This window comes from Micromonospora sp. KC213 (assembly GCF_004348325.1).
Lineage (GTDB): Bacteria > Actinomycetota > Actinomycetes > Mycobacteriales > Micromonosporaceae > Micromonospora.
The window spans coordinates 1-2,479 of record NZ_SMKF01000313.1; the positions used below are offsets into that span (position 1 = coordinate 1).

At 73.0% G+C, this 2,479-nt stretch carries 2 protein-coding genes and 1 pseudogene; 2 read left to right on the forward strand and 1 reads right to left on the reverse strand.

Features of this window, described 5'->3' with window-relative positions; genetic code table 11:
* Positions 1-330 (reverse strand): helix-turn-helix transcriptional regulator (locus E1166_RS30160; protein ID WP_132343201.1); only part of this gene is annotated, 330 nt, incomplete at its 3' end.
* 118 nt (positions 331-448) lie between these two features.
* Here E1166_RS30160 and E1166_RS30165 point away from each other — a divergent pair.
* Together E1166_RS30165 and E1166_RS30170 are read left to right on the forward strand one after the other, a co-directional pair.
* Complete coding sequence (locus tag E1166_RS30165; RefSeq protein WP_132343202.1) at positions 449-1,405, forward strand: DNA primase; 957 nt, start codon at positions 449-451, stop codon at positions 1,403-1,405.
* A gap of 39 nt (positions 1,406-1,444) precedes the next feature.
* Positions 1,445-2,479: pseudogene (locus tag E1166_RS30170) on the forward strand (transposase); the annotation flags it as partial.

Below are 2,479 nucleotides of genomic sequence, written 5' to 3' on the forward strand. Positions count from 1 at the left end.
GGACGGCGGGGTGCCGGAGCCGAGAAAGCGACCGACGGTGGCGCTGAACTCCCGCCAGCCGTCGCGCTCTCCGGCCAGCGCCCGCCGGCCGGAGTCGGTGAGCTGGTAGGTGCGTCGTTCACGACCGTTGACGGTGCTCCACGAGCTGACCACGTGCCCGGCCCGCTCCAGCCGCCGCAGCGCCGGATAGATGGTGCCGGTGGGCAGATCGAGGCTGCCGTCGCTGCGTGCCCGCAACGCCTCGATGATGGCGTACCCGTGCAGGGCACCCTGTTCCAGCACCGCCAACAGCAGCGCGTCGAGGTGTCCGTGCAGCGACTGGGCCTTCATGCGTAGGAAGCCTACTTGTGGGTCCTCCGGACCGCCAGCGGGGTGCGGGGTCCGCATCCACAGGACGGACCACTAGGGTATGTGCCCAGAGTCACTGGTCGGCGGAAGCCGTCGACCAGTGGGCAACCCGACGCACACGGAGGTCAGCGTGGTCCGCCAGTCGCCCCAACGGCCCGACGCCGACGAGCCCGAGCTCGACGCCACCGACGGGCCGGTCGATTCCGCATCGGAACGCGGCGCCGCCAACCGCGCCCTCTGGGACGAGCTGCGGATCGACCCGGTGGAGATCGCCCTGCCCGCCGGCACCGGCTTCACCCTGCGGGCGTACCGGCCGGCGCGGGAGCTGACCCCCACCGACGTCGCCGAGCGCGACGAGGACGACCCCTTCCTGGCCCGCCGCCAGGTCGTCGAGACCGACGAGGACGACGAGGAGGTGGTGATCCTCGACGAGGAGTTCGCCGCCCTCACCGCCGAGGAGGACGAGCAGGAGGCCGAGGGTCGCCGTAAGGGCGACGCCGCGGACGCCGACTCCGAGGACGCCGACTCCGAGGACGCCGACTCCGAGGACGCCGACGAGGCGACCGGCGGCGAGGAGGTCCCGCTCTTCCTGACCCACAAGGGCCGGCTGCTGCTCTTCAAGACCCCCGAGGCGCTGGTCAGCTTCATCCGGTCCGGCGCGCCGAACGACATGTCCCAACTGGACAGCTGGCAGGAGCTGACCGAACGGGTGGAGCCGGCCGACATCGCGCCGCTCGACGAGGACATGTACGAACTGGACCTGGTCGTGGAGAACCTGCGCGGCGGGCACGACACCTGGGACCCCACGCTGCTGATCGAGGCCGGCGAGGTCGCCCGTGACCTGGCGTACGCGCTGCGACTGCCGGCGGTGCTGGACATGCTCTCCGCCGGCTCCAGCCTCGACGACCTCGACGAGGCGCTGCGGGCGTCTGTCAATGGTGGGATCGGAGGATTCTTCGGCCGCCGACGGCTGAAGAAAATCGGAGCGCAGACCGCCAGCCTGGGTTGGCGCACCATTGTCGGCAAGATCTCTGCCGTGGTGGACTGGCGCGACTGACCTCGACCAGGGAGCATCAGTCTCTGGCAGAAAAGACCTGTGTCCCGGGAGGAGGACGACGCCGTGGCGCTCGTGCGCGTGTACTGCGGTCTGGCCTCGGCGGATCCGGCCGACCGACCGGCATCGGCCGGATCGACGCTGACGTCCGCTGTGGTCGACGACGCAGGCCGTCTGCTGCACGTCTGCGAGATCAGCGACGAACCGGCGGGCTACGCCCAGCTGGTCACGCTGCTCGTGGAGCGGTCGGGCGGGCTGAGCGGCGCGGCGATCGCGGCCGACAGCGACGACCACACGGTCACGTCGCTGTTGAGCGCCGCCGGGCGTCCACTCGCGATCGCCGACGACGACTCGGTCGACGACTTCGCCGAGCGTTTCGCCGACGACGACTCGCTGGATGAGATGCAGTCCCCGCCGGCCGAGCGACGGGCGGTTGGCCTGGCGCGCGCCCTCCAGGCGGGCGCTCTCTCCGCGGTCACCCTGCCGGCACCTCGGGATCTGGCCAACTACAAGCAGGTCCTGTCGGCGCACGGCGCCCTCTCCAGCGGTCGCCACTCCGCCGCCGTGGCGCTGCGCGAGGTGCTTCGCGAGCTCTACCCCGCCGCCCTGCGGGCGTACCCGGACCCGGCCGAGCCGGTGCCGCTGGCCGTCCTGGACGCCCTCCCCGAGCCCGGCATGCTCTCCGGCACGACCACTCAGGGCCGGGAGGTCTCGGTCGCCGTCGACGCGGTCGCGGCACACCTGGCCGCCGACGGGGTGGCCGAGGCCGACGAGATCGACGCCGCGGTGACCGCGCTACGGGTGGCCGTCTCCGAGACGCCCCGGCGGGCCACGGTCAACCGGGCGCTCACCGCCGCGGTCGCCGAGACCGTCCGGCAGGCGGTCGCCGCGGTACGGGCCTGCGACGCCGGCTGTGAGGCCCTGGTCAGCACGCTCACCGCCCGCACCAGCACGGCGACGCCGGCACCGGGCCGACGCGCCGCCGCCCGCCGCGGCGAACCGGTCGCCGACCTGCCCGGGATCAGCGGCACCGGGGGCGGGCTGCGCGCCGTACGCTCGACCGAGCCCGCCACGCCC